Annotated in this window: 23 protein-coding genes; 4 read left to right on the top strand and 19 right to left on the bottom strand. The window is 60.3% G+C overall.

Annotated features, from left to right (window positions below; all coding sequences use genetic code 11):
• Positions 1-12: 12 nt before the first annotated feature.
• Entirely contained in the window at positions 13-957 is a 945-nt protein-coding gene (locus EPO61_12490) for a histone deacetylase (protein ID TAJ07686.1), read from the bottom strand.
• Between the two features lie 169 nt (positions 958-1,126).
• On the opposite strand from EPO61_12490, the gene EPO61_12485 reads away from it, so the two are divergent.
• Positions 1,127-1,441: a tetratricopeptide repeat protein gene (locus tag EPO61_12485; protein ID TAJ07685.1), complete on the top strand. Its 315-nt coding sequence runs from the start codon at positions 1,127-1,129 to the stop codon at positions 1,439-1,441.
• A gap of 18 nt (positions 1,442-1,459) precedes the next feature.
• On the opposite strand, the gene EPO61_12480 is transcribed toward EPO61_12485, so the two are convergent.
• Positions 1,460-1,750: a hypothetical protein gene (locus EPO61_12480; GenBank protein ID TAJ07684.1), complete on the bottom strand. Its 291-nt coding sequence runs from the start codon at positions 1,748-1,750 to the stop codon at positions 1,460-1,462.
• 213 nt (positions 1,751-1,963) lie between these two features.
• Between EPO61_12480 and EPO61_12475 the strand changes: the two genes are divergently transcribed.
• Positions 1,964-3,784, top strand: a complete 1,821-nt coding sequence (locus EPO61_12475; GenBank protein ID TAJ07683.1) for an oligoendopeptidase F — start codon at positions 1,964-1,966, stop codon at positions 3,782-3,784.
• 439 nt (positions 3,785-4,223) lie between these two features.
• Here the strand turns inward: EPO61_12475 and EPO61_12470 are convergent, their stop codons facing one another.
• The 3 genes from EPO61_12470 to EPO61_12460 form a co-directional block, all read right to left on the bottom strand.
• Positions 4,224-4,826 (bottom strand): flavodoxin family protein, encoded by a 603-nt coding sequence (locus EPO61_12470; protein TAJ07682.1) that lies wholly within the window; start codon positions 4,824-4,826, stop codon positions 4,224-4,226.
• Positions 4,827-4,976: 150 nt separating this feature from the next.
• Positions 4,977-5,162, bottom strand: a complete 186-nt coding sequence (locus tag EPO61_12465) for a hypothetical protein (protein TAJ07681.1) — start codon at positions 5,160-5,162, stop codon at positions 4,977-4,979.
• 92 nt (positions 5,163-5,254) lie between these two features.
• On the bottom strand, positions 5,255-6,955 hold the full coding sequence (locus EPO61_12460) for a long-chain fatty acid--CoA ligase (protein ID TAJ07680.1): 1,701 nt from the start codon (positions 6,953-6,955) through the stop codon (positions 5,255-5,257).
• A 102-nt stretch (positions 6,956-7,057) separates the two neighbouring features.
• Here EPO61_12460 and EPO61_12455 point away from each other — a divergent pair, with 102 nt between their 5' ends.
• Positions 7,058-7,591 (top strand): DUF192 domain-containing protein, encoded by a 534-nt coding sequence (locus EPO61_12455; protein TAJ07679.1) that lies wholly within the window; start codon positions 7,058-7,060, stop codon positions 7,589-7,591.
• A 90-nt stretch (positions 7,592-7,681) separates the two neighbouring features.
• On the opposite strand, the gene EPO61_12450 is transcribed toward EPO61_12455, so the two are convergent.
• The 4 genes from EPO61_12450 to EPO61_12435 all read right to left on the bottom strand — a co-directional run bounded on the left by EPO61_12450 (position 7,682) and on the right by EPO61_12435 (position 14,196).
• Positions 7,682-9,862: a bifunctional (p)ppGpp synthetase/guanosine-3',5'-bis(diphosphate) 3'-pyrophosphohydrolase gene (locus EPO61_12450; protein ID TAJ07703.1), complete on the bottom strand. Its 2,181-nt coding sequence runs from the start codon at positions 9,860-9,862 to the stop codon at positions 7,682-7,684.
• A 12-nt stretch (positions 9,863-9,874) separates the two neighbouring features.
• The gene (recJ, locus tag EPO61_12445; GenBank protein TAJ07678.1) at positions 9,875-11,578 is read right to left on the bottom strand and encodes a single-stranded-DNA-specific exonuclease RecJ; all 1,704 of its coding nucleotides are present in this window, start codon (positions 11,576-11,578) and stop codon (positions 9,875-9,877) included.
• Between the two features lie 241 nt (positions 11,579-11,819).
• Complete coding sequence (locus EPO61_12440; GenBank protein TAJ07677.1) at positions 11,820-12,017, bottom strand: ubiquitin-like protein Pup; 198 nt, start codon at positions 12,015-12,017, stop codon at positions 11,820-11,822.
• 127 nt (positions 12,018-12,144) lie between these two features.
• Positions 12,145-14,196 carry a sodium-translocating pyrophosphatase gene (locus EPO61_12435; GenBank protein ID TAJ07676.1) on the bottom strand — a complete coding sequence of 684 codons (2,052 nt, stop codon included), beginning with the start codon at positions 14,194-14,196 and terminating at the stop codon, positions 12,145-12,147.
• A gap of 219 nt (positions 14,197-14,415) precedes the next feature.
• Here EPO61_12435 and EPO61_12430 point away from each other — a divergent pair, with 219 nt between their 5' ends.
• The gene (locus EPO61_12430; GenBank protein ID TAJ07675.1) at positions 14,416-14,670 is read left to right on the top strand and encodes a hypothetical protein; all 255 of its coding nucleotides are present in this window, start codon (positions 14,416-14,418) and stop codon (positions 14,668-14,670) included.
• 23 nt (positions 14,671-14,693) lie between these two features.
• Here the strand turns inward: EPO61_12430 and EPO61_12425 are convergent, their stop codons facing one another.
• From EPO61_12425 to EPO61_12380, 10 genes are all read right to left on the bottom strand, one after another.
• On the bottom strand, positions 14,694-15,917 hold the full coding sequence (locus EPO61_12425) for a hypothetical protein (GenBank protein TAJ07674.1): 1,224 nt from the start codon (positions 15,915-15,917) through the stop codon (positions 14,694-14,696).
• 54 nt (positions 15,918-15,971) lie between these two features.
• Complete coding sequence (locus EPO61_12420; protein TAJ07673.1) at positions 15,972-17,267, bottom strand: hypothetical protein; 1,296 nt, start codon at positions 17,265-17,267, stop codon at positions 15,972-15,974.
• A 30-nt stretch (positions 17,268-17,297) separates the two neighbouring features.
• Entirely contained in the window at positions 17,298-17,687 is a 390-nt protein-coding gene (locus EPO61_12415) for a PDZ domain-containing protein (GenBank protein TAJ07672.1), read from the bottom strand.
• A 143-nt stretch (positions 17,688-17,830) separates the two neighbouring features.
• Positions 17,831-18,679, bottom strand: a complete 849-nt coding sequence (locus tag EPO61_12410; GenBank protein TAJ07671.1) for a hypothetical protein — start codon at positions 18,677-18,679, stop codon at positions 17,831-17,833.
• Between the two features lie 91 nt (positions 18,680-18,770).
• Positions 18,771-20,024, bottom strand: a complete 1,254-nt coding sequence (locus EPO61_12405; protein TAJ07670.1) for a hypothetical protein — start codon at positions 20,022-20,024, stop codon at positions 18,771-18,773.
• A 90-nt stretch (positions 20,025-20,114) separates the two neighbouring features.
• Entirely contained in the window at positions 20,115-20,417 is a 303-nt protein-coding gene (gene tatA, locus EPO61_12400) for a twin-arginine translocase TatA/TatE family subunit (protein TAJ07669.1), read from the bottom strand.
• 32 nt (positions 20,418-20,449) lie between these two features.
• Positions 20,450-21,262: a tetratricopeptide repeat protein gene (locus EPO61_12395; protein ID TAJ07668.1), complete on the bottom strand. Its 813-nt coding sequence runs from the start codon at positions 21,260-21,262 to the stop codon at positions 20,450-20,452.
• Positions 21,263-21,285: 23 nt separating this feature from the next.
• Positions 21,286-22,404 (bottom strand): hypothetical protein, encoded by a 1,119-nt coding sequence (locus EPO61_12390; GenBank protein ID TAJ07667.1) that lies wholly within the window; start codon positions 22,402-22,404, stop codon positions 21,286-21,288.
• 119 nt (positions 22,405-22,523) lie between these two features.
• Positions 22,524-24,305, bottom strand: a complete 1,782-nt coding sequence (locus EPO61_12385) for a radical SAM protein (protein ID TAJ07666.1) — start codon at positions 24,303-24,305, stop codon at positions 22,524-22,526.
• A 246-nt stretch (positions 24,306-24,551) separates the two neighbouring features.
• Positions 24,552-25,505: a nitrite oxidoreductase, gamma subunit gene (locus EPO61_12380; GenBank protein TAJ07665.1), complete on the bottom strand. Its 954-nt coding sequence runs from the start codon at positions 25,503-25,505 to the stop codon at positions 24,552-24,554.
• Positions 25,506-25,507: the final 2 nt, after the last annotated feature.

The following is a 25,507-nucleotide window of genomic DNA, read 5'->3' as shown; positions in this document are numbered from 1 at the left end:
GCTTGCTCGGTCTCACGCCTCGATCAGGGCCAGCACATGTCGCTCAACAGAGGCCGACAGCGCGCTCAGGTTGTAGCCCCCTTCCAGACACGACAAGACCCGCCCGTGGCAGTGCCGCCGGGCGATATCGAGCACGATTCGGCTTAAGGCTCCATATCCCTCTTCCGTCAAGGCCATCCCGGCCAGCGGATCGTCTCGATGGGCGTCAAATCCCGCCGAGATCATCACGAACTCCGGCTTGAACGAATCGGCTGCGGGCGCGAGAATCGTCTCGAAGACTTCGCGATACTCCTCGTCCCCCTCTCCCGGCGACATGGGAACATTCACCGTCAGGCCCTCCCCCTTCCCTTCCCCTTGTTCCGTCGCCCGCCCCGTGCCCGGATAGTGGGGATACTGATGGGTGCTGAAAAAGAGCACTGAAGGGTCGCTGTAGAACGTATGTTGCGTGCCGTTCCCATGGTGAACGTCCCAGTCCACGATCAAGACCCGCCCGATCCCGTGCCGTCGCTGCAGATCGCGCGTGGCGATGGCCACGTTGTTGAACAGGCAGAATCCCATGGCCCGATCCTGCTCGGCATGGTGCCCCGGGGGACGCAAGGCACAGAAGGCGTTGTCCACCCGGCCCGCCATGATGGCGTCGGCCGCCGCAAGCGCCCCGCCGGCCGCCACATAGGCGGCACGGAGCGAACCGGGCGACATCGAGGTGTCAGGATCAAGCGCGGCGCGGCCTTCGCGAGGCGCAAGGGTTTTCAGCTGTGCCAGGTAGTCCGGCGTATGGACCCGGGTGATCGCCTCATCGGAAGCTTCGATCGGCTCGATGCGCGTCACACGTGCGAGGAGGCCGGACGCTTCGAGCCGGGCCATGATCGCGCGCAGCCGATCCGGCGATTCCGGGTGGCCGAAGCCCATGTCGTGCTGCAAGTAGTCCTGATGGTACACGAATCCGGTCTTGGCCATAACCGAGCCCTCAGCATTCAGCCATCAGCTTCAAAAAAACTTCCAGCCTTTGATTCATCTGTGCTGACGGCTGAGAGCTGATAGCTTTTGCACGGCATCGTAGCACGGCCCAAACGCGATAGACAATCCGACGAAAACCGTGCTACCGTCGTCGCACTTGGAGGATCGCATGGCAAACCCTCGGATCGAGCCGCTCAAGAAAGTGTTGGGGATAGACCCGAACGACGACGTGGCCTGGTTCGGCTTGGGGAAGGCTTACATGGAGGACTCGAATTTCGAGGAGGCGGTCCAGGCCCTGGAAGGGTGTCTCAAGGTCAAGCCCACCTACTCAGCCGCCTACTATGCCCTGGCCCAGTCGCTCCACAAGCTGGGGCGGATCGAAGACTGCCGCCTGATCTGCGACCAGGGGATTGAGGTTTCGACGAAAAACGGCGATGCGATGGTCACGAAAAATCTGGGGCTCCTCAAACAGACCCTCGGCTAACACGGACCGCCGGTCCGCTCACGCCTCTTTGGGCGTTTCGCCCAGGACCATGTCGCACATCTGATCCAGCCACCGGCCCGCGCAGCCGAGAATTTCCCGGACGAGCGTCTCCGGCTGCCCCGTCCGCTGCATCGTCCACCGGCACACATACTCCATGAGCGCATCCCGCTCAAACGTCCGATGGGTAGACGTGGCCAACGCCTTCAGTTCCCCGAAGCCGGTCTTGAGTATCCCGCCCACGGTCTCACGGTCATAGGAAGTGCTGGCGGTCACATACTGGATGGCCCGGTTGATTTCCTGGTCCGTCACTGAACACCCCCTGACATCCACCGTGTTATTCTAGCATCCCCCATGGTTCTCATCGCAAGCAGGCCCAGACTTTCCATGACGTCCTGCCGTTACGGCTGAAGAAAACACCAGGCCAACCACGAGGGGCACGAGACGAACAATTTAGTTTTTCCAAGACTCAGACTGGATGGTAAGATGGCCCGACCGAACAGACAGTCGCTGGAAAGGCAGACCATGAAACGGACGGCAGAGCCACAAAGGAGCATACAGCCCGCACCCCGGCGCGCGCGCGCATCGGCGCCTCCGGACCGATGGGATCGGTCCCACTTGCTCAAGCAGCCCGACCATGACGTCGACCGGCTGACAAAGGATTTGGAGCGTCGGGTCAGCCAGTTCGAGAGTTGGCGGGACCGTTTGCGCCCCGACCTGCCCTCCCAGTCGTTTCTAGACCTGTTGAAACAATCGGAAGCCATTGCCGCCGACAGCAACAAGCTGGGCGCCTACGCCTACCTCTGGTTCTCGGAAAACACCCAAAATCCAAGAGCCAGAGCCGTGAAGGCAACGGTGGAAGAGCGTCTCACCGGTCTTCACAATCGCCTGCTGTTCTTCGACCTCTGGTGGCAGTCCGTGGATGAGGCCAACGCCGCCCGCCTCCTTGACGCCTCGGGCGATTTCCGCTATCACCTGGAGTCCATCCGCCGGTTCAAAGCCTACACGCTTTCGGAACCGGAGGAGAAAGTTATCAACCTGAAAACCATCACCGGACGGAGCGCCATCAATACGCTGTACGACGTGCTCACGAACGGCTTCACGTTCACACTCACCGTCAACGGCAGAAAGAAGACCCTCTCCCGCGAGCAGCTGTCCGCCTATCTCCGCAGCCCAAATTCGCGCCTGCGGGAGGCCGCCTACAAGGAACTCTACCGGGTCTTCGACGCCAACCACGATGTCCTCGGCGAGATCTACGCGACGCTCGTCAAGGACTGGAAGGGCGAGAACCTCGAGCTGCGCAAATACGCCTCCCCGATGAACGCCAGGAACGTGGGGAATGACATCCCGGACGAGGCGACTTCGGCCCTCCTAGCCGTCTGCGCCAGCAACGCCGGCGTTTTCCAGGAGTATTTCCGCCTGAAAGCGCGCATCTGCAAGATCACACCCATGAACCGTTTCCACATCTATGCCCCCCACCCGGCCGATCGGAAACGCTACCGCTATGCCGACGCGGTCCGGATGGTGCTGGATGCATACCACAGCTTTTCTCCGCAGCTGGCCGATCTGGCGCGCCGGGTCTTCGACGAGCGCCACATCGACGCTCGGCCCCAGCCCGGAAAACTGAGCGGCGCCTACTGCTACAGCATCGTCCCCGGTTTCACGCCCTACGTGCTGTTGAACTACACCGGCGAAGCGCGAGACGTCGCCACACTGGCTCATGAGCTGGGCCACGCGGTGCATGGGATGATGGCCGATCGGCATACCGTGTTCACGTTTCACTCCACCCTGCCCTTGGCCGAAACCGCCTCCGTTTTCGGCGAGCGGATTCTTTCCGATGCCTTGACCGCCCAGGAGCATAACCGGTCGGTCAAGCAGGGCCTCCTCCTCGCCCAACTGGACGACATCTACGCCACAGTCCTTCGCCAAGCCTACTTTGTTCTGTTCGAACAGCGCGCGCACGAGATGATCGCCCAGGGCGCTACCGCCGAGGACTTGGCTGCAGCCTACCAGGCCAACTTACGCGAGCAATTCGGGAAAGCGGTTCCGGTCCCGGCGCTGTTCCGCTGGGAGTGGCTGACCATCCCCCATCTCTTCGGCAGCCCGTTCTACTGCTATGCCTATAGCTTCGGCAATCTCTTGGTCTTGGCTCTCTACCACATGTACAAACAACAAGGCCCGGCCTTCGTTCCCCAATACCTCGCACTCCTGGCTGCCGGTGGCTCGCAAAGCCCGGACTCGATCCTGACGCACATGGGCGTCAACATGCGCGACAAGGCTTTCTGGCAATCGGGCTTCAACACCATCACGCGCATGGTGGAGGACTTGGAACGGACGATCGCCTAACTCCCCGCCCTTGCGCTGCATCCCAGGTGAACCGCCGCCCCTTCATTGCGGGCACGAACAGACCGGCTAAAAATCCTGCTTGACACCCAAGGCAAAAGCGGCTATCTTCTCATCATTAATGAGAATGGTTATCATAATCGTTCACGACAGGAGCCAGCCGTCCCAGTAAACGTCCAGCGAAGGAGCCTGCAGCCATGTATGTCTGTCTGTGCAAAGGGCTGACGGAATCGGATGTGAGGCGAGTCACGCTATCTGAGCAAGCGGCGGGACGGCTCGATGAGGATCGGCTGGCTCAAGCCTTGGGCATAGACGATGAAGAGTGCTGCGGGCGCTGCGTCAAGAACATCTGCCGCCTGATGTCCATGGCAGGAGATTGCCGGGGCTGTACCAACGCCTCCCGGCCCACTTCATCCCAGACGGTCCTGGCGTCTCCGCAACCCTAGTCCTTCTTCCCTTTCTTCACCATCATCGCGACTTCGGCCACGCGCTGCCCCAGCGCCTTGGCGCTGGCCAGCTCCTGATCGTCGATTCCAGGGCTGTTCCCTTCTGTCGTGGCTGACGCGCCGAACGCCCCGCCGCCGCTGACGACGATCATCTGGTTGCCCAGCATCGCGGCCAGAATCGTGAGCATCGTCACTTCTTTCCCCGCCGACACCTGCCCTCCCGTAGCAAATGCCGCCCCAACCTTGTTCCGCATCTTGAATTCGGGGAAAACTCCAAACTTGAACTGCCAGTCGTCGAAGAACGTCTTGACCGGCCCTGCCATATTGGACCAGTAGACCGGGGACCCCACGATCACGGCGTCGGCCCCAAACAAGTCTTCGGCCGTCACCGCCTCGACACGCTTGAGCGCAACTACCGTCCCGCTGACCTCGCCCGCGCCCTTCGCAACCCCTTGCGCCATCTTCTCCGTATTGCCCGTCAGCGAGTAGTAGGCGACAAGCACGCGGACCGTTGACGAAAGCTCGGCCGCACGGACACAGGGGGCACTCAGGACCATAAGCCCCGCCAAGGCCAGGGCGAAGACAGTTGTTGTGCGCATTAGGCACCTCCCCTCTCACAGCAACGGATGGTAACGGATGGACGGCCAGGCCCCGCACATGTGACGGGACCGTTCAGGCGAGATGGGCACACGAGCGGAGCAACCGGCTACGGGAGGAATCGAAGATAGAAGACGAGCGTCGGCCGGCGATCAGCGCTGGAAGGTTTCTTCTTCCATCCGCTCGTCCACTGAAATGTCGGTCAAGGTCCCCCGATAATCGCACTTATGGCAGCGAATCCGCCACTCCTCGATCCATTTGTCCTGCACATAAGACTGTCGACACTTCGGGCAGACAAACACTCCTTTTTTGTAATGCACCAACCGCTTTTCTTTCATCACGCCTCCTACTCGTCCGGACCGTTGAACATCGCCACAAAATTACACAGGCCTACGGACAAATGCAAGCGGGCCTGCTTCCTCCCGGCCGCTCATTCCGCTTCGTCGCCCGCCTTCAGCGCCCCCTTCTTCCGCTCCTCTTCGATCAGCACGCGCCGGAGCACCTTGCCCACCAACGTCTTGGGGAGATCCTGCCGAAACTCCACCTTCTTGGGCACCTTGAATTTTGCCAGGTGCTGGCGACAATGTTCCAGGATCTCCGCCGCACTCGCCTGAGCCCCCTCTTTTAAGACGACGTAGGCCTTGATGAGCTCTCCGCGCAATCCTTGTGGCAACCCGACCACCACCGCATCCTTCACCTTACCGTGCCGGAGGAGCGTTTCCTCGACCTCGCGTGGATAAACGTTCTCCCCTCCCGATTTGATCATGTCCTTCTTACGATCCGCGATGTAGAAAAACCCTTCGGCATCCATCCACGCCAGATCACCCGTATATAGCCAGCCGTTCCGGAGCACCTGCCTGCTTTCATCTTCGTGCTTCCAATAGCCGAACATCACTTGAGGCCCCCGCACCACCAACTCGCCAACTTCTCCCGGGGGCAGTTCCTTATCGCCGGTCTCCATATCCACGACCTTGGCCTGGGTATCCGGCAGCGGCAGCCCGATGCTGCCAGTTCGTTGATGGCCCGGCAGCGGGCTGATCGGATTGACGTGGGTCACCGGGCTGGCTTCAGTCAACCCATAGCCCTCGACCAACCGCGCCCCTGTAATCGCTTCAAATCGCTCCTGGACCGACGGCGGCAACGGACCAGCCCCACTGATACAGATGCGAATGGATCGGAGATCGTACCGCTCCAGATGTTGATAGTTGTTGATGGCTTGATACATGGCCGGGATGCCGGGAAACACCGTGACCCGTTCGCGTTGGATGACCTTGAGCACCTCCGTCATCTGAAAGCGGGGCAGCAACACCTGACAGCCCCCAACCGCGATCGCCAGATTCTGGCAGACACTCATACCGTAGACATGGAAAAATGGAAGAACGGCGAGGAACACTTCTGCCCCTTCTCGCAATGACGGCATCCAGCTCCGGCATTGCCAGGCATTGCTCAACAGGTTCCGATGGGTGAGCGCCACTCCCTTGGGAACGCCGGTCGTTCCGCCTGTGTACTGCAACAAGGCCACGTCGTCCGGCTTCATCAACACCCCCAGCGGCGCATCCGATCCGGTCATAAGGTCCCGCAGACGGACGGTTCCAGAGCCCAGCACCGCGGGGGTGCGCTGCCCCTCCTTCATGGCCTGCCAGGGGTACAACAGGCGCTTGATTGTAGGCAGGTAGTCCTCGACGCCGGTGACAATGACCCGTTTCAAGCCGGTGCGCCCGATCAACGGCTGAACACGCTGGTACAGGTGGTCCAACACCACGATCGTCTCGCACCCGGCATCTTGCACTTGGTGTTCGATTTCGCTTTCGACGTACAGGGGATTGATTGGCGTCACCCTCACGCCGGCCCGCAGGCTCCCATAATAGCCGATGACCGTCTGTGGCATGTTCGGCAGCATAAGCCCAACCGCACTGCCCGGTTCCATCTGCAGCTCTCTCAGTGCGCGCGCAAAACGATGTGCGAGTCGGTCCAGTTCGACATAATGGATTTCGTTGCCGTAGAAATGAATCGCCGCCCGGCCAGGATACCGTGTCGCGGCCTGGGTCAGCAGATCGGGAAGGGTGCTGTCGGGATAAGAAAGAGCCGCAGGGACACCGGGGTCGTACTGTCTAATCCAGATCGGATCCATTCTGTCCACACACACTCAGGGTACCCTAGCCCGCCCCCGCAGCGATTGTCAATGCAGGCTCCGCTCCTTGACAGCCTGTCAGCAGGCCGCTAGGATTCGCCTATGTCCGCCAGCATTTTTCGGCTCCGCTCGACGTGGTTCTGGCCAACATTCGGCATAACCGGCCTTCTCGGGATTACCCTTTGCCTGGGATCATCGCAGGCCCTGGCGGCGGGCGCGCCGAGCACAGGACCGGAAGAACCGATCGTCTCCGTGACCACGCCTCAGAAAGACACCCTCCTCGTGGAACTGGCGGACACAACGGAAAAGCGGGCGCGCGGCCTCATGTTTCGTCAATCCTTGGCCCAAGACCGGGGGATGCTCTTCATCTTTCCCGAGCCTCAACAGTGGACCTTCTGGATGAAAAACACGAAGATTCCGCTGGACATCATTTGGATGGACCAGTCCAAGCGCATCGTCTACATCGAGCGGAACGTTCCCGGCTGCAGCCGAAGCGACGACGGCTGTCCCCAGTATCAGCCCATCCATGACGCCCTGTATGTGCTGGAAGTCGCGGCCGGAATGGCCGAGGCCTTGAAACTGCAACGCGGGGCAAAGCTGCAGTTCCAGCTCCCCCCCTCTCCCCCAACCCGCTGAACGCGGAACTACTGGACTGTTCAAGGCTCTGTTACGCCCGGGCCACACACAGGCACCCGGTGGTCCATCTGACAGACGTATCGTCTCCGGCTACCGGGCCTGCCAGGCTCGGATACGCCGTGCGGTGATGACTCCCTCCACTCCTTCGATGGCCTTCAGCACACGCCCCAGGTGCGCCGTGTTGCTGACCTCGACCACGAAATCAAGGACCGCCTTGCGGTCTTCCCTGGTGGTAATCTCAGCCCGGCTAATATTCGCTTCCGCTCCCGATATGGCCGACGAGACGTTGGCCAAAACCCCCGTCTTGTCCACCGCCAGAACGGACACCTTCACCGGATAGGTGCTGGCAGTCGCCGTATCCCAGTCGACCTCAACCAAGCGTTCCTTGTCGTAATCCAACGCCTCCAAGTTGGGGCATCCGACCGAATGAATCGTGAGCCCCCGCCCCCTGGTGATGTACCCCATAATTCGATCCCCAGGAACCGGGTTGCAACAACGGGACAGCTGCATGAGCAAGTCGCGGCCTCCCCTGACCTTGACCCCCTTCTCATCCTGCTTGCCGACTTGCGGACGAGACGGCTGCAACTCTTCCGGGACCTCGGGCTTGCCTTCCCGGGGAACGGCCGGTGACAAGTGATTCATGACCTGCCCGGTCGAGAGCCGTCCGTAGCCGACCGCTGCGCTCATCTCATCGACCGTATCAAAGCCCAATTCATGAGCCACCCCCAGCAACTGCTCGGACTTCAGCATTTGCGCCGGGGCCATGTCATGCCTCCGGAACTCCCGTTCCAGCAGTCGGCGTCCGATTTCAAGGCTGCGCTTCTGCTCTTCGACCTTGAGCCAGTGCTTGATTTTGGCCTTGGCCCTGGGCGTCCGGACAAACTTGAGCCAATCCTTGTGCGGCACCTGGGAGGGCGACGTCAGAATTTCGACGGCGTCCCCGCTGGTCAGCTGATGCCTCAACGGCACAATTTTTCCGTTGACCTTGGCGCCGACACAACGATCGCCGACCTCGGTATGGATGGCATAGGCAAAATCCACCGGGGTCGATCCGAGCGGCATCTCTTTGACCATCCCCTTGGGCGTAAACACATAGACCACATCGTGAAACAGGTCGAGCTTGACCGAGTCCATAAACTGCCGGTTGTCGGTCAGGTCCTGGTGCCACTCCACGAACTGGCGGAGCCAGCTGAACACCTTGCCGTCCTTGTCGTCGACCTGGCCCCGCTCCTTGTATTTCCAATGCGCCGCGATGCCGTATTCGGCGAGGCGATGCATCTCCTCCGTGCGGATCTGGAATTCGACATGCTCACCCTTGGGGCCGACGACCGTGGTATGCAGGGATTGGTAGAGGTTCGACTTCGGGATCGCGATGTAATCCTTGAAGCGCCCCGGCACGGGGCGCCAGAGAGAATGAATAAGGCCCAGGAGCGCATAGCAGTTCATCTTGGTATCGGTAATGATCCGAATCGCGGTGAGATCATACACTTCCTCAAAGGAGATGGACTGCCGCTCCATCTTTTGATAAATGCCATAGAGGTGCTTGGGGCGGCCTTGCACTTCCCCCTTCAGCCCCGCCTCGGCCAACGCCTGCTTCACGAGGCGGACGACTTCTTCGATGTACTGCTGGCGATCCTCATCTCGCTTGGCCACGCGTAGTTTCAAGGCGGCATAGACATCCGGCTTCAGGTACTTCAGGCAGAGATCCTCCAACTCGTTTTTCATCCACCCGATTCCAAGCCGGTTGGCCAGCGGCGCGTAAATCTCGAGGGTTTCCTGCGCGATCTGCTGCTGCTTGGCCTCCTTCAGATGCTCAAGCGTCCGCATGTTGTGGAGACGGTCTGCCAACTTAATCAGGATGACCCGGATGTCATCCGCCATCGACAGAACCATTTTCCGGAAGTTTTCGGCCTGCTTTTCCTCGTGGTTCCGGAATTGGATCTTGCCGATCTTCGTGACTCCGTCCACCAAGCGGGCGACATCCTTGCCGAACTCCTGCTCGAGGACTTCCGGCGTCGTCAGCGTATCTTCAAGGGTGTCATGAAGCAGCCCGGCCACGATCGCCGGCACATCGGATCGAAGGGAGGTCAGCACCCCGGCCACGGCCAGGGGATGTTGAAGATATGGTTCACCGGAGCGCCGGGTCTGGCCTTCATGCGCTTTGGCCGAGAAGGCATACGCCCGGCAAACTAAATCCACGTCGGCGTCCGGATTGTACGTCCGGACCTTCGTGAGCAGTTGATCCAAGTCGGTGATCGTATCGCTCGGCATCGCCACGTACCGTTAGAGCGGTTGACTGGCCTTCAGGTCACGAATCCTCAGCTGAATCCGATCCAGGCCATTCCAGCTGTTTCGTTCAGGCACGAACGCCAGATCCACCGATTGCGCGGCCGACAGCCCGCAATCGGCCAAAGAGCCCATGCGGAATCCGATACTGTCGAACGGCTTGGAATTGCCGTGCCGGACCGTCAGCTTAAGATGGCGCTCCCCGACCACACGGCTGCCCAGAATCGCCAGGTTCCTGACCGCCAAGGTCGGCTCTGGATTGCCCGCTCCGAAAGGATGGAGCAAGCCCAACTCCTGCACCAACTGGTCGTTCACCTCGCTGAGATGGACCTCCGCATCAAGGTGGAGCAAGGGTTGCTTCGGCACGCCTCCCTCCCAGCAAGCCGCGACTTCAGCGAAGCGCTCACGGAACGACTCCAGGCGCGACTCCCGAATCGTCAGACCAGCAGCGCAAGGATGCCCACCGAAGGCATCCAACAGATCGCGGCAGGCAGACAGGGCCTGGTACAGATCAAATCCCGGGATGCTACGGGCGGACCCCTTGCCAATCCCCTGGTCATTCACCGCAATCACGACGGCAGGACGGTGGAAACGCTCGACGAGCCGAGCCGCCACGATCCCCACCACCCCGAGATGCCAGTGCCCGGCCCAAACGGCCAAGGCGGCCGGCTCCGTCTCGGCCTTCACCATCGAGACGGCCTCCGACGTCGTTTCCTCTTCCAGGCGCTGCCGAGCTCGATTCAGTTGCTCAAGCTGATCGGCCACCTCCCTGGCCTCCACATCGGATTCCGTAGTCAGGAGTCGAACCCCCATCTCCGCATGGGCCATCCGTCCCGCGGCGTTGATCCGCGGCGCCAGCCGAAAGGCCACGGTTCCCGTATTGACGTCGCGTCCGACGCCCGCCACTTCTTTGAGCGCGCGCACTCCACAACGGGATCCGCGCGCGATCAAGTCCAGCCCTTCTCGGACCAAAATCCGATTCTCGTCTTGGAGTGGAACGATATCGGCCACCGTCGCCAAGGCCACGAGGTCCAGGAGGGTTTCAGGCTCCGGCCCGCTGGTCCCATACTTGTCCTGATAGGCCCGGGTCACTTTGTAGGCCAAGCCTCCGGAACAGAGGCCCGTATACGGATAGGCGGAATCGGGCCGGTGCGGATTCAACAGAGCCAGAGCCGGTGGCAATCGTTCGTCACATTGGTGATGGTCCGTAATAATGAGATCGAGCCCGAGCTGTTTCGCCACCTCGGCTTCCCGATGGGCGGTCGTACCACAGTCGGACGTCACCACTAAGCTGACCCCCTGCCGATGGAGCCACCGCAGGGCCGTTTCGTTCAACCCATACCCTTCCCGGACTCGGTGCGGGATATAACTGATCGCCTGGCCGCCCTGGCCTCGAAAATAGGTCAGGTAGAGGCTTGTCGCGGCCATCCCATCGACATCGTAATCGCCGTAGAAACAAATCCGCTCCCCTTCCACCAGGGCCCGGTGAAGCCGATCAATCGCCGGCTCCATGTCAGGAATTAGAAGCGGATCGTGCGAGGCCACTAGATGGGGGGCCAACCAAGTTTGTGCCTGGGCGGCGGTGGTGACCCCTCGCGCCAGGAGTACGGCCGCTGTGATGGGAGAAATGGAGAGGGACTTGGCCAAGGCCGCACGTTGCAGCTGGTCCACCTCGCGCAAGACCCACTGCTTGGTCAGCATGAAATCTCCGCCCTTCCTCACCGGACAAACTTACGCAACCCACTGAAATTAGAGTAAAAGCTTATAGTGCGGGACGGACTTTGTCAAACCAGCCTGCGAGAGACACCTCATGAACTGCTGAGCAGAGCAATCACCGGAAAGGAAAGGCTGGAACCGAGGGGAAGGACAGCGGCTCGCTGGAAGCGAGCCGCCATGACGGAACCTGAATTAGGCCCACCTGCGGGAGGCTGGAAGCGGAAGTTTATTCCCCCCCCTTTTGGACATAATTCTTGACGAATTCTTCGGCGTTTTCCTCAAGGACCTCATCAATCTCGTCGACCAGCTTGTCAATATCCTCTTTCAGCTTCTTCCCGGCTTCAAGCACCTTGGGATTGGGCCTGGCCTCGTCTCGAGCCTGCTGGTCTCGTTTAGACTCCGCTTTCTTCTCCTGTCGTTCCATAGGAGCACCTCCAAGCGTCGTCGAATAATGGCCGGATCACCTGCCTTTTGAACTGGGATCGCTCACGGAGTCAGGATACCCCAGGCCCCCCACCGCGTCAAGCCGAGGCCCGCCCTTCAACAATCTCTTATACGATCAAGGACACGATCAAAAGCGCCACGATGTTGATCACCTTGATCATCGGGTTGATCGCAGGCCCGGCCGTATCCTTGTAGGGATCGCCCACGGTATCGCCGGTCACGGCCGCCTTGTGCGTGTCACTTCCCTTCAGCCCCTGCTCCTCGATGTACTTCTTCGCGTTGTCCCACGCGCCACCGCCGCTGGTCATGGAAATGGCCACAAAAAGACCCGTGACGATACTGCCCACCAGCACACCACCCAACGCCTGCGGACCCAGGACTACGCCGACGACAATCGGGGAGAGCACCGGGATGAGACCGGGCACCATCATCTCCTTGATGGCGGCCTTGGTGACAATGTCCACACAGGTCCCATACTCGGGTTTGCCCGTCCCCTCCATGATCCCCTTGATGGTTCGAAACTGCCGCCTGACTTCCTCGACCACCAACCCGGCGGCTTGCCCGACTGCCTTCATGCACATCGACCCGAAGAGGAAGGGCAACATGCCTCCCAGGAACAGACCGACCAACACCTTGGGGTTCGACAGATCGAAGGTCATCCCCTTGCTCTGCCCCTCCACGGCCCTCGCGTACTCCGCGAACAGGACCACCGCCGCCAGGCCGGCTGACCCGATGGCATACCCCTTGGTCACTGCCTTGGTCGTATTGCCCACGGCGTCCAGCGGATCGGTGATGTCGCGAACTTCCTTGCCCAGGTGGGACATCTCGGCGATACCCCCGGCATTGTCGGTGATCGGACCGAAGGCGTCGATCGCCACGACAATACCCGCCATGGACAGCATGGACACGGCCGCAACGGCCACGCCGAAGAGGCCGCCCTGGGCCGCTCCCCCGCAGAGCCAGTAACTGCCGAGGATGGCCGCCGCAATCACCACTACTGGCCAGGCCGTGGCCTGCATGCCCACCGCCAGCCCCGCAATGATGTTCGTCGCGTGGCCGGTCTCGCTGGCCTTGGCGATCTCTTTCACCGGCGCGTAGCTCTTGGACGTGTAATAGTCGGTGATGAAGACCAGCGCCAGCGTCACCGCAAGCCCCACCAGGGCCGCCAGGTAGTAGCTCATCCCGCTGACGCCCCCGACCCCATCCATCATCTTCATGGTCACCGGGTAGAACGCCACGGCGGAGATCCCGCCCGCGACGAAGAGGCCTTTGTAGAGCGCGGTCATAATGCCCCCGCCGGGCCCCACTTTCACGAACATGATGCCGACGATGGTCGCCAGGATCGATAACCCGCCCAGGGCCAGAGGATACAGAATCGGCGCGGCTTGGCCCCCGAACAACGTGAAGGCCAGCACCATCGCCGCCACCTTGGTCACGGCATAGGTTTCAAACAAATCCGCGGCCATGCCGGCACAGTCCCCGACATTGTCGCCGACGTTGTCCGCAATGACGGCCGGATTCCGGGGATCATCTTCCGGGATACCCGCCTCCACCTTGCCAACCAGATCGGCGCCCACATCCGCCGCCTTCGTGTAAATGCCGCCCCCGACGCGGGCGAAGACCGAGATCAAACTGCCGCCGAAGCCCAGGCTCAACAGCGCATGAATCGCCTTTTCCTGTCCGGCAATGGCCGAGGCAATGGTGTAGAAGCCGGTCAACGCCAGCAGCGCCAAGCCAATGAGCAGGAGCCCGGTCACCGCCCCGCCCCTGAAGGCCACGGTCAACGCCGCATTGAGCCCTTGATGGGCCGCTTGCGCGGTGCGGACGTTGGCCCGAACGGCGATATACATGCCCACGTAGCCGGCCAGTGCCGAGGCACCGGCTCCGATGAGGAATCCGACCGCCGTCAGCAACCCAAACTTATCCGACCAGATCCCGGCCAGCCACAGAACCGCGAACAAAACAGCCGCAACAAGGCCGACGGTTCGATACTGCCGATTCAGATAGGCGCTCGCCCCTTCCTGGATGGCCTGGGCAATGCGCTGCATTTCCTGATTGCCGGCGTCAAGCTTAAAGACCCAAAACGCCAGGTAAAACCCATAGCCGATTCCGGCAAGCGCCGTGACGATCGAAAACCAGATAACCGCTGTTGCATCCACTGAGCAATCCTCCCCTTAAACGACGCGTCTCCCCGTCTCTACGCACAAGCCCCATCCCCACGGTAAGGCATCCGGCGGCACAAAAGTCGGGCCATTGTATACAGACAGGTGGCAATGATCAAGGCGAAACACCGCCCGCTGCATTGCCGGACCTTGCTCGTCGGTTTGTTGCGTCGCCGGAAGACGGTCTGTTATAGTTGGCCGCCGGAGGAGATGTGTATGGGGCTAGGGCCTGAGTACATCCTGGTTGAGGGCAAGACGTTCAAGGAAGAACAACTGACGCTCGACAACCATGTTTTCAAGAACTGCACCATGGATCTGTGCCGGGTCTATTACAGCGGCGGGCCGTTCGAATTGATCGATACGCACATCACGAACTCGACCCTCGTCCTCAATCAGCCGGCCAAGAATATCTATGCCGCTATTCAAATCTTCAAGATGAAGTCGCCCGGCTCGAAGATCGCCACCGATTAGCCGACCCCCGTCGAACCACGTCCTTACTTCAACGGCACATTCAGCGCCTGCTTCACGATCGGGATCGGCTGGAACACCGGATCCTGGGCTCCCTTGGGAGACTCCGCCTCGACCCGCTGGAGGAACTCCGGCGGCCCTGTCACCGGCGCATAGCTCAACGACACCTCGACGTCGAACGACCGGGTATCCTTTGGAGTCGGGAACGTGAAGGTCTCCGTCCGCGTCTCTTCCGGCTTCAGCACCGTATCTTCCAGCACCTTCGTGGCCTTGAAGTCAAACAACGTTTTCTGTCCCTTGGCATCCGCGAACACACGTCCGTAGACCCGCTGGCCCGTATAGACGGTCTTGAGATTCTTGCCCTTCACTGCCAGCTCCAGCACCACCTTGGCCCAGGCCGGATGGGTGGTCGGGAGGTTATGGGGCACCAGGCTTTGAACGGTCACGACCACGCTGGTCTGCTCTCCCTTGACAGAGGTCTCCAGAGCCAGCTTCGCCGCCTCCTGCCGCAGCTTCCCGATCCGGCCCGGGAACGAATGGTTGGCCACCTTGCGCTTATTCTCGCCGTTCGCCGACTCCCCGACTTGCTCCGGCATGTGGCAGGTCTGACATTCTTTGCCGCCTTTGACCGCCTGGCTGCCTTCCCATGGCCCCAACAGCTCGGTCGACTTGCCCAAGTTGGCCGAAGCCGGCACGGACTGGTGGCAGTTCATACAGAGGTCTGACTTGCGGAACAGCTCCAACTCCATGGACTGGTGGGCCAAGTTCTGGACGAAATCCTTGTACGGGCCATAGAGCGTCTTGCCCGGCTCGTACTTCGGCACGGGCGGATGGCTGCTCCGATCGACTTGCTTGATCAGATGGCATTGGGTGCAACCCACTCCGTCGATGACCGGATCTCCGGACTGGACTTGTGCCACGAACATGGGCGCCTGATCGACGAATTCACTGACGTGGGGCGCGTGGCAGCGAAAGCACAGCGCCTTATCCTTGCCGACTGAAAAGGTCAGGTACTCATCCAGCGAGGCACGAAAAGCGGGCGAATGAATAGAGCGCGAGAGGGGCGACGTTTCCCACTCCTCGAAGACCCGTTCATGACAACGTTTGCATTTGTTCGAGTTCGGGAAAACCTTCTCCAAGGCCCCCTTCGTTTTCGACGGTTCCTCGGCCAGCCCCATCGCCCCGTGACCCGAGATCGCCACGAAAGCCAGCAGCCCGAGAACGGTCAAGATCGGCCTGATCTTTCGCATGAATCTTATCCCCACTCCACGCTCCCTCACATCTTTTGACGCCGCGGGCCTTGCTTATAGAGCCTTATTGCGAAAGGTCAGCACCCGTGCTTGCGCATAGTCCTCAAGCAACTTGACGGCAGCCGCCCGTTCCTTCTCCCCAGGCAACGTCGCCAGGTACTTTTTTTTCAGCTCCGGGCTCGGCTCCGGAATCAACGCATAGGAGAGCAACGCCTCCACCGTGGCAGGAACGGCCCCGGCAGGCAACGCCAGGGTGAAAGGCACGCGTTTCGTAGTCCCTCCGCGCACCAAGGGCTCCGGAATGGGTCCTCTCAATATTTGTTCATACGGCACCCCAAAGCGCTTCTGTTCGCTGGCCAACACCTGCCCCTGCGCATTTTTGATCGTGATCGTCACCAGGAATTGTTTGAGCACCGGGTCTCCATCCGGAAAGCTGTGCGGGAGACTGCCCGTCCGCACCAAGACAGTCCCGTCCACGGAGACTTGAGACTTAGTCGCTTCAACATCCACACGGGGCATCCATTCGGCTTGCAGATTGCGGTTCTTCAACATAATGCCGGGGATCACCACGCCACGGAACCAGTGCCGGCCGATGGATCTGGTCATCGCCCCGCGCTTCGAGGTCGAACTGCCGGTCGAAGGCTCCATGTGGCAATCCTGACAGATGGTGCCTTGCAGGATCTCGCCGGGCAACTCTCGCTTGGTCACGTCCTTGACCTTATCGAAGTGGCATGAGGCGCAATAGTTGGCCCCGCGATACAGGTCCGATTGGCTCGCCGGATGGACCAGGTTCTCCTCCGGCTCCGCGTACGGCCCATACATCATCTTGCCCGGCTGCAACTTGAAGGTCGGCGGGTTGGCTGGCGCCCCGGACACGCCGTTGATGAGGTGGCACGAGGCGCAGCTGATCCCTTCGACTTCCACCTTGCCGGAGAGCACTTGCTGGCTGATCTTGTCCGTGTGTTGCGGAAAAACCGTGACCGCCGGCACATGGCAAGACAGGCAGCGGGTCCGCTCCTCGGCCGTGGGATTAGTCTGCAGCCAGAGCCCGAGGACGGTCTTGAAGACGGGTGACTCGAGAGACGTTCCGTGGAGCAGGGCGGCATCGACGCGTCCGAACGTCTTCAGATCGGGAGTTTGCTCGCGCATGCCTTTCCATTCTTCATAGTGACGATCATGGCACTGTTTGCAATCCTCGGATCGGATAAAGACTTGTTCGATCTCGGCTACCCAGGGGCTTGCCGGATGGCTCTCCGCCTTCTGGGCCACCGCCCGATCATGGTAGAGGGCGTTGAGGGCCACGACACAGGCCACCATCGCCACGATCGCCAACTTAGGCATCCGTACCATACGTACTCCGCAGCCCCGCTCGGGCAACGATCAGTCTTTCACAATCCGCACGAAATGAAAATTAATCAGGCCGCCCACTCCCTGGACTTCCGGGTCCGCGGGCTCGTAGCTCCCGACCGTGAAATTTCCGGTGGGGATGGCCCGCTTGAGGGCCCGGCCGAAATCGAGCAAGGTGCGCACCTCAACTTTATCGATCTCCTTGATCACGGCCCGCACCTTGATGCCAGCCAGGTCGGCCGGCGTGCCGCCGATGACCTCGAAGACCACCACCCCTTCGGGCCGTTGCATCTTGAGTTCTTTTTGAATGTCCTCGTCGACGGGGCCCACCACGATGCCGAATTCTTCCCCGAGCCGGACTGCTTCAGCCTCCGTCATCGCCGCTTCCGGAGCGGCGGCGACGACCGATCCCGCAGCCCACATCCAGCAGCCCAACGCAGCCAGGCACAAGAAAAAAGCCCTACCCGTGGGGAGGGCTCGTCCTCGTCTCAACCTGTTCCAAAACCGCCGACCGCTCATTCACGCCCCGGCATAAACACAATTCGACAAGAGCGGCGGCTGTCCGGTCACAGCTTCACCGTGGGATCGATGGAGAGTTGGAACCAGGGCGCCACGGCCTTTTGCCCGTTGCGCTCCTTGTTCTCGCCGTTCCACACCGCAAAGGCAACGGCTTGCAAGCGACCCGGCTCCAACCTGGCTTCATTTTCCGGATCGGTGCTGGCCAACGGCCGCCTGATGACCACACGCCAGACCCCATCCTTCCAGATGGCCTTGCCTTGCACCCGCCCCTGTGACTGCTTGCTGGTCAGGGTACTGAAGCCGCCGCCGACCAGGTCTTCAACGGAGGAGGCTCGGCGGGGAATGACCTCGAATCGCCGGACTTCCCCGCTTTCTCCCTTGCGCTCGGCAGCCTTGGCGGCCCGCCGGTCGATGTCGCTCTGCCAGTCGGCCTTCCAGTGCCAGATGTTGATGTAGTGATCGAGCTGGCCCATGCAGAAAAAGGCGGGCGCCTCCCCCAGCGGGAGCCCGATCGCCACGCCGTCTCGGAACGTGCCAGGGGTCAACCGATCGTTCTTTGTGTTGTCCTGCCATTCCAGCAGGAACGCAATCTCGACGCCGTTGTGGACAGACCGGACCCCCAGAGCCCTGGCACTGGGTTCAGGCCAGACGGGCCTCGTGATCACTTGCCCGCTCAACGGCAGCGTCAACGGCGGGACCTTCTCCCAGGCTAAATCTTCCGGGGCGGAAGGGACATCACCGGCAATCAGGTAGGACCGAACAAAGAGACCTTCGGAACTGACAACGGGAATCCCCAGCCACCCAAGCACCGCCGCACCTGCGAGGAGCCCGGCGAACAACGGAACGATCGAGGCTATCCGACCTTGCCGACCCCAAGCTCGCTCGAATCGCGCCATACCGACGCCTCGCTTCCAGATGGACAGCCGTTGTGGGAACGGCGCGCCTCTCACGGACGGACAACCAGGCCCATCCGACGGAGGCAGGGGTTCACCACAATTTTGCGCGCCTGATCTTGTTCTCGCCGCGCTCGCAGATATAGAGGAATCCCTGTGAGTCGAGGGCCAGCCCGACCGGTGAGTTGACCACTGCCTCCACCGCCAGCAAGCCGTCGCCGTGCTTAATCATGCCCGCGCTTTCCTTCGCCACGAATTGGGCCGCTCCGCATCCGCCCATATTCTTATCCTCGTACCCGCTATCTCCGTTTCCGGCCACGGTCGTGATGAGGCCGGTCGCGATATCGACCTTTCTAACTCGATGATTCATCGTATCCGAGATATAGAAGTTGCCGGCCGGGTCGAAAACCACTGCTTCAGGCGCATGCAGCATGGCCTTGATCGCCGGCTTGTTATCCCCGTCGAATCCATAGCGGCACACTCCGGCCACGGTGGAAATGATCCCGCTCTGGCCATCGATCTTCCGGACCCGGTTGCTGCCCTTATCGACGACATAGACGTGCCCCTGGACATCCACGGCGATCCCGACCAAATCATACAGCCTGGCGTCCAAAGCCGACCGACCGTCATCCAGATAAAAAGACAGGTCCAGGCCATCCGAACATTCCGGCCTGAGCCATCCGTGATCGTCGCTGAAATCAATCCCGATCGAGTCGCCGGATAGCACGACCAGGTTTCTCGCCACCAAGGGCTGCTCGCGCGCATCATCCTCGGCGGACCAAGTCCCTGCAATCGTAGTGACGTGACCGGTCCTGGGATCATAACGACGGACCCGGTGGGCCTGGGTGTCGGCGATATACAGGATGTCGTCCGCGTCGAACGTAATCGCCGCGGGATAGGTGAGATTCACGTCCAGGGCGGAGCCGTCGCCATTGAAACCAAACTGCCCCGTTCCGACGACGGTGGTGATGACGCCGGTCTCATGGTCGACTTTTCTGATCCGGTTGCTGCCCGAATCGCAGATGTAAAGATCGTTGTGGGAGTCGAACGCGACGCCGAGGGGAAGATAGAGACCGGCCTCCCCGCACAGGCCTGAGTCCCCGCTGTAGCAAGTCTCCCCGATCCCGGCAAAATTATGGATCGTCCCTTCATGCAGGTCGATGCGTCGGACCCGGTCCGACCCGGATTCGGCGAAGTAGAGGTATCGCTCGTCTTTATCGAGCGCCACGTGGTGGGGAAGCGGAATGCCGGACTTGACCGCCCGCTTGCCGTCCCCCGTGCTGCGAGCCTTGCCGTTGCCCGCAAAGGTCTCGATATAGCCGACCGGCAGTACGACTCCGGTTTCCATAATCACGTACTCCTTCCGCCAACACCGCAACTCAGACCAAGACCGCACCGCGCAGACGACCTGAACACGGCACGAGTCATGCGGAACCGGCTAGGCCTTTGAAGACGGCGGCGTAGACGCGGCAGGCTGCTCCGGCGCAGCAGCCGGGGACGGGGAAACAGCCCCCGCGCCAGGCGCCGGAATCTGCGGAGCCTGGCCTTGCGCCTGCTCGGTCATCTGCGCTTGCGCCTGGGCTTCCGCTTCGATGGCGTCCGCTTCGTGGACGGATTTCTTGAACCCCTTGATCGCCTTACCCAGCCCCTCTCCGAGCTGCGGCAACTTGCCCGCGCCGAAAATAATCAGCACAATGACCAGAATCAAAATTAACTCGGTGAACCCAAGGCTCCCAAACATGGTGACCCTTTCTCCTTCAGAATGAACGCCTGTTAGCCCTTCCCCGTTTCTTTCGTCCGCTTGGCAAAGCGATCCTTGAGCTTTTGCCTGGCTTGCTCCGCCTGTTCGAACATCTTGCACTTTTCATAGGCGCTGATCAGGTTATAGTAGACGAGCGGTTCGTCGGGGTTGTGTTCCACGGCATCTTCCATCACCTTGATGGCCAAGTCGGTCTTCTTGTGGTTCAGGGCGATGTCCATGAGCTTGAAGCTGGCGTCCAAGTGCTGCGGGTCGAGTTCGAGGGTCCGCAGGTAGCACTGCATCGCCATATCAATGGTGTTGTAATCCGACACCGCCGGATTATCCAGCTCCACATAGACGCTGCCGAGATTGTACCAGGCGATGGGATCGTCGGGCGTGACCTCGACCAGCCGTTCATAATAAGACTTCGCCTCCATAAACTGCCGCTTCTCGCAATACACACGACCGAGATTGAACAGCGCGAGGACATCGTAGGCATGGACCGCCAGCGCCTTCTTGAATTGCGCCTCCGCTTCGTCGACCATGTTCTTGGTCGCATAGATCGTGCCGAGATTCGAGTAGTACATGGCCAGCGAGCGGTTCATTTCCTCCCTGAGCACTTCGGCCATTTCAATGGACTTCTTGACCTCGGTGAGAGCGTCGTCCATCCGACCCTTGCTGAAGTACAGCTCCCCGAGACGACAGCGGGCCTGGAAATCATCCGGCTCCTCGCCAAGCAGTTTCTCAAGCTCGGCAATCTCCTCATCGGGGGTCAATTGCGGTTCCGGTTGTTCAACTGCCGCACCGCCGGTTTCCGTCGCCTTCGTGGGATCCTGTTCACTCATGGTGCCAATCCTATCTGTTTCGTTTAGGTTCGTTCACTGAGCAATGTCCCTGTCGCTTGCGGGAGCAACCCTTCTGCAAGCCCCGTCTCGCCGGCCGGCGCCATGCCTCGACGCTTGTCCAAATTCAGCAGCATCAGCCCGAGCACCACCATAAGGGTCAAATGCGAGAGTTGCAAGGCGTAGCCGGCGATAAACATCAGTCCCAACCCGTATCCAGCCAGACGTCCGATGGTCAGCAACTTGATGACCGTATAGCCCCAACACAACAGGCCCGCCACATAGAAGGCGAAGGGCAGGTAAAAGGTGTAGCCCATGCCCATTTGAAAGATCCACCCGATCCCCTCGCCAGCCTTGCGAACACTTTCCGCCACGGTCGGGTCATAGAGCCCCAGTATATAGTCAAGACCCAGTAGCCCAAGGAACACACTGCCGCCGACCAGCGCAAAGATTGCGGCCCGGCGACGTTGCCTCCTGTTGCTGGTCCACAGGGGCGTCGCGCCATAGGCCCAGAACACCAAAATGCTGGCCAGAACCATGAGCGCCTCCCCGATCCGATTGATCTCGTGCACGAACGGCGGGGCCGCAGCCAGCTTGAGCAAGCCATAGGTTGTGGAGAGCGTCTGATAATAGAGCCATCCGCCGATGCCCAGCACAAAGCACAGGACCGTGGCACGCTGGGGCCACGAGTGGTTGGCCGCCAGGTGCTCGGCCACGAGCACGGCCAGCACCGCGACAAAGACCGCATTGTAGAGGACCGAGCCGAGCATCGTGGGGGGAAAGAACAGGAACGCGACGGTCAACAGCACCAGCAAGGAGACGGAGGGAATCAAGAGCGCATCATACCGTCCGCTCCCTACCCCGCGATTCTTGTTGAGGAGCAGGAGGAACAAGGCCAGAAACACCAGCATCGATACGAGGTTCAATAGAGTAAATCCGATAGACGACAGGGTCTTGAGGGTGATCCGCACCGACTCATATTTCTGCGCCAGTTTGCTCAGATGCATACCCAGGCGCGAAACCAGGCGGTACAAGAGCAGCTCGAGAAACCCGGCTAGCAGCAGAAACTTGGCGGTATATTCGAAGAGGAGCCCATGTTCCTCAAGCCGCCCCCCCCCTTTCTCTGAAACCGCTGTCCCTGCCATATCCTCTAGATCCTTTGTTGACCGTAAACGCTAAGGATACCGATGGATTATAGCCAGAAGCGTCCAAGAGCGTCAACCTGAAGGCGGCCGCAGCGAGCAACAACGAGGGCTAGGGAACCTTAGGAACCGGCAGGCAAGGGAACGCGCTGAACTTTGGCCTTTTCCCGGGCAATGTAGAGGAGACCGTCCGCCATCGAATAATTAAACGGCAACTCGCAGACAACCTCGCTGATCTTCCCGTAAATCTCCTGGTAGACCCGTTCGGCCTGTTCCGGCGTCATGCCTTCCTTGACTTCATAGAAAAACCCAAGGCTGAGGTCCTCCGAGGCCGGCCGCATGATGCGCTGAATCCCGTAACTGCCTGGGTCGCTCATGATAGGCGCTTCTTTTTCAAGATCAAACAGGCACGGCTGGCAGGAAAACCCATACGATTGGTTAAGACGTTCGTTGTGAACGACAAAGTTGGCCGTTTCCATCGCCTCCGCCTCGGTTTCGGTCGGAAAGCCCGCGATGATATAGCAATGGATGGCGATCCCCAGATCGAGACAGTCCTCCGTAATGCGCCGGACGCTCGCCTGGGCAATCCCCTTTTTCATAAAATCCATTACCCGTTGATTGAAGGATTCGAGTCCGAAGACAATCTTGAGGCAACCCGCATCGCGCATCTGCGTCAACAGCTCGCGCGACAGATTTTTTTCGAATCGCATCTCGCAGGTCCATGAGAAATTCACGCGGCGGTCGATCATCTGCTGACAGAGGCGTTTGGTCGGCGACAGGGCAAAACATTCGTCGGTGAAGAAAAAATACTGCGTGTTGTAGCGAGCCGAGAGCCACTGCAAGTCGTCGACGGTCTTGCCTGGGTCCCGCTGGCGGAAGTTTTGGTGGTCGAGTGTGAGCGCACAAAACGCGCAGTCTTTATAGTAACAGCCTCGGGAGAACTGCACCGGCAGGACCGTGCTGGGAGACAGGTACCGCCCTAGCGGAAAGCCATCGTAGTTCGGAGCCGGCAGCTCGTTGATATTCTCAGAGTAGAACGGCTGGTTGACCGTAATCTTGCCGTTCTGGCGATGGATCAGGTTCGGAACCTTGCTAAAATCCCGCTTCCCATCAAGCTGATTGACCAACTCCAACAGAGCCGTTTCGCCTTCAAAGACAATGAAGTCGTCGGTCAGATCGAACAACCACGGACACCGGCGCAGATTATCGACCAGCCTGGTGAAGATACTGCCGCCGATCGTCAGATGCAGGTTCGGGTTGGCTTCCTTGATAAGGCGGCAGAGGGTCAGGCCTGGAATGATCTGGCTCGTGGCCGTGATCGAAACCCCCACCAGGTCAGGCTGATCCACCAGGATTGACTGGAGGAAACGGTCGCGGAACAGACTCAGATAGGGGTTTTGCTCTTCGTCACGGATGGCCTTGAGCAGGTCCTTGGACGAGTAGATGGAGTATGTGCTGAACTGATTGTCGACTACCGTCAGCCGGGTCGGAAAATAGAGCGTGGACACGAGCTCCAACCACTTGTCGATCAGGAAAAGACACTCGCGGTATCGCTCGATGTCATAAAACTCTTCTCCCCGCAGTGACTCCTTGGCCGGCTCGATCGCGTCGATCAGGTATGGAAAACGGTCCAAGGACTCGACCAGGCGCGTGTAGTGTTCCGCACTCCCAGGCCCTGCCTCCCCCGTCCGCTCTTGCTCCAGCCTCTTCACCTTGTCAACGAGCCGCTGGTAGATTTCCGCCCCATACTCCTGCGTCAGAACGGCGTCCAGTACCTCGATTCCGAGGTCTCGCTGCCGGACGTTTTTGACTCCGGCCTTGGTCAAGAACCCCGTCAAAGAAGGAAGGCTCAAATAGGGCTGCGACGGATGCCAGGTTGGTGGAAATAACAGGGATATCTTCACGGAAACCCTTCGGTTGCAGGCTTTTCAGACGATCTACTGCAGGCTATTTCTTATACACCTGCGGCTTTCTCAAATGCAACTGCACACAAGGCCAGCCAGTTCGAAGTCATGCCGCCCCTTGCATCGAGGGAAAAGAAAAGCCCCGAATCACCTTCACAGGCGACTCGGGGCTATTTCTGTCACAGCCTTCGGTGGGCAGCCGCCTCAGGCCATGATTCTATCCCCTCGCGGGGAACTGGGAGAACCTCAGGGCAACTTCAGCGTAAACCAGGTTGAGATGCCCTTCATGCCGTTCCGCTCGACGTTGGTGCCGTCCCAGACCGCAAAAGCCACGGGGACCGAGGCACCGGCCTTGAACTGGACGTCGTTCGCATCGCTGGTGGTCAACGCGCGCTTCACCACGATCCGCCACGTCGGGCCCGTGCAGCAGCCGCCCTTGACGGAACCGGACGGCTCCCACACGCCGTTGCCAATCACATCCTGGTGGGATTGAGTGGTCAAGGTGCTGAACCCGTTGGCATTGAGGTCTTCCACGGAGCTCACGCGCAGCGTCGGATCGGACATAATGTTGCCGGACCAGATGCCCGGATTGAAGGGCCCAAGGCTGCGGCCGATCCGATCCGGATAGGTCACGCCGCCCGCCGGCTCTTCAAAATAGTAATCCCAGAAGATGCCCGGGTACTGGTCGTCCACGTCCCACAGCCCGGCGCTGTCCTTGCCCAGGTCCTTCTGCCACTCCGCATTCCACCGCCAAATGTTGACGGTCCCGCCGGACTGCCCCATGCACTGGAACGGCGGCGCCCCGGAGGTATTCACCGGGAACTGGATCGCGGCCTGATCGCGGAAGTCCTGCGGCCCGATCGTCGTATTGTTCATGGTCTGGTCCGCCCAATCCAGGCGGAAGCCCAACTCCTTTCCGTTCGAGACCGCCTTGACGAAGACGGACTTCACGGAAATGTTCGGATGCATCGGCGTCGTGATCGTCTGCCCGCTCAGCGGGATGACTACGCCCGGCACTCCCTCCCAGATGGGATTGGCTCCGTCCATGGGGATCGGGCCCTTGATGGCCTTCACCGGGATCGTAACCGGCTGGCTCACCGCCAGCGGCACCTGACCCAGCGTCAACATGACGCCCACGACCAGCGCCGAGAGAAGAATGCCAAACACCACTTTCTTGTTGCGTGTCTGCACCACTCTCATAT

The sequence above is a fragment of the Nitrospirota bacterium genome (assembly GCA_004296885.1).
Taxonomy (GTDB): Bacteria; Nitrospirota; Nitrospiria; order Nitrospirales; family Nitrospiraceae; genus SYGV01.
Note: the sequence above shows the minus strand (reverse complement) of the source record. Positions and strands in the feature narration are given on the sequence as shown.

What these genes read in the sequence shown, in the direction of transcription:
- EPO61_12490 (TAJ07686.1), bottom strand. Translation starts at nt 957, where the DNA reads ATGGCCAAGACCGGATTCGTGTACCATCAGGACTACTTGCAGCACGAC.
- EPO61_12485 (TAJ07685.1), top strand. Translation starts at nt 1,127, where the DNA reads ATGGCAAACCCTCGGATCGAGCCGCTCAAGAAAGTGTTGGGGATAGAC.
- EPO61_12475 (TAJ07683.1), top strand. Translation starts at nt 1,964, where the DNA reads ATGAAACGGACGGCAGAGCCACAAAGGAGCATACAGCCCGCACCCCGG.
- EPO61_12470 (TAJ07682.1), bottom strand. Translation starts at nt 4,826, where the DNA reads ATGCGCACAACAACTGTCTTCGCCCTGGCCTTGGCGGGGCTTATGGTC.
- EPO61_12465 (TAJ07681.1), bottom strand. Translation starts at nt 5,162, where the DNA reads ATGAAAGAAAAGCGGTTGGTGCATTACAAAAAAGGAGTGTTTGTCTGC.
- EPO61_12460 (TAJ07680.1), bottom strand. Translation starts at nt 6,955, where the DNA reads ATGGATCCGATCTGGATTAGACAGTACGACCCCGGTGTCCCTGCGGCT.
- EPO61_12455 (TAJ07679.1), top strand. Translation starts at nt 7,058, where the DNA reads ATGTCCGCCAGCATTTTTCGGCTCCGCTCGACGTGGTTCTGGCCAACA.
- EPO61_12450 (TAJ07703.1), bottom strand. Translation starts at nt 9,862, where the DNA reads ATGCCGAGCGATACGATCACCGACTTGGATCAACTGCTCACGAAGGTC.
- recJ (TAJ07678.1), bottom strand. Translation starts at nt 11,578, where the DNA reads ATGCTGACCAAGCAGTGGGTCTTGCGCGAGGTGGACCAGCTGCAACGT.
- EPO61_12440 (TAJ07677.1), bottom strand. Translation starts at nt 12,017, where the DNA reads ATGGAACGACAGGAGAAGAAAGCGGAGTCTAAACGAGACCAGCAGGCT.
- EPO61_12430 (TAJ07675.1), top strand. Translation starts at nt 14,416, where the DNA reads ATGGGGCTAGGGCCTGAGTACATCCTGGTTGAGGGCAAGACGTTCAAG.
- EPO61_12425 (TAJ07674.1), bottom strand. Translation starts at nt 15,917, where the DNA reads ATGCGAAAGATCAGGCCGATCTTGACCGTTCTCGGGCTGCTGGCTTTC.
- EPO61_12420 (TAJ07673.1), bottom strand. Translation starts at nt 17,267, where the DNA reads ATGGTACGGATGCCTAAGTTGGCGATCGTGGCGATGGTGGCCTGTGTC.
- EPO61_12415 (TAJ07672.1), bottom strand. Translation starts at nt 17,687, where the DNA reads ATGTGGGCTGCGGGATCGGTCGTCGCCGCCGCTCCGGAAGCGGCGATG.
- EPO61_12410 (TAJ07671.1), bottom strand. Translation starts at nt 18,679, where the DNA reads ATGGCGCGATTCGAGCGAGCTTGGGGTCGGCAAGGTCGGATAGCCTCG.
- EPO61_12405 (TAJ07670.1), bottom strand. Translation starts at nt 20,024, where the DNA reads ATGGAAACCGGAGTCGTACTGCCGGTCGGCTATATCGAGACCTTTGCG.
- tatA (TAJ07669.1), bottom strand. Translation starts at nt 20,417, where the DNA reads ATGTTTGGGAGCCTTGGGTTCACCGAGTTAATTTTGATTCTGGTCATT.
- EPO61_12395 (TAJ07668.1), bottom strand. Translation starts at nt 21,262, where the DNA reads ATGAGTGAACAGGATCCCACGAAGGCGACGGAAACCGGCGGTGCGGCA.
- EPO61_12390 (TAJ07667.1), bottom strand. Translation starts at nt 22,404, where the DNA reads ATGGCAGGGACAGCGGTTTCAGAGAAAGGGGGGGGGCGGCTTGAGGAA.
- EPO61_12380 (TAJ07665.1), bottom strand. Translation starts at nt 25,505, where the DNA reads ATGAGAGTGGTGCAGACACGCAACAAGAAAGTGGTGTTTGGCATTCTT.